This is a genomic window from Salinicola salarius, assembly GCF_002179555.1.
Classification (GTDB): domain Bacteria; phylum Pseudomonadota; class Gammaproteobacteria; order Pseudomonadales; family Halomonadaceae; genus Salinicola; species Salinicola salarius_A.
Genome location: NZ_NHOU01000140.1, coordinates 1 through 592, shown reverse-complemented (window position 1 = coordinate 592; position 592 = coordinate 1). Strand labels below are relative to the sequence as shown.

Genomic DNA, 592 nt, shown 5'->3' with positions numbered 1-592 from the left:
GATCACGCGATTAATTTTGAATAGGCACTTACCAGGTGATGAATTTCTGTGGCTGAGAAATAATTCCAGAGCGTGTGTGTTTGTTTGGTTGTTGCTCAAGACTTCGTCTAATGGCCAGCTCAATCAGCTGTCTGGCAACACTTGGCTGACTTCTATTAAGCCGGAGGAGGCTGATGGCTTTTTTGATAGCGTCTTAAGTGATGGAGGTGTTGACGTAGTGGGTACGCACTATGATGAGATAATTTTTTTCTTCGATTCATGGAATGGGCTAATTCAACACAAGAAAAAATTAATGTTAAGCATGCACTCCACATGGTCGGAAGTGTATGAGAATAGAGAGAACTTGTCTTGGTTTAACCAGCAAGATACCGAACAATGTCAATGGGTTTGGATGTATTTGAGACAAAATTTAAATGTTTGCAGTCATTTTCATCCTGAAAATTCTGATGACGAATATCGGTACGCATGTGCTGTCTTAGACTTTTGGAATCCTGTAAAAAGTGAGAAAGTGCTTTTTATGATGAGGCTTAAGAAGGCATGGAGCCAGAAGCTCTACAGAAGAACCTGAATCCGTGAGACCGGCCCCCGGAAG

General features: G+C 41.7%; 1 protein-coding gene. It reads left to right on the top strand.

The genetic code is table 11. The features are described from left to right. Positions 1-568, top strand: a 568-nt coding sequence (locus CCD76_RS19960; RefSeq protein WP_218777095.1) for a hypothetical protein, incomplete at its 5' end; no start/stop codon positions are given. Between the last annotated feature and the right edge of the window lie 24 nt (positions 569-592).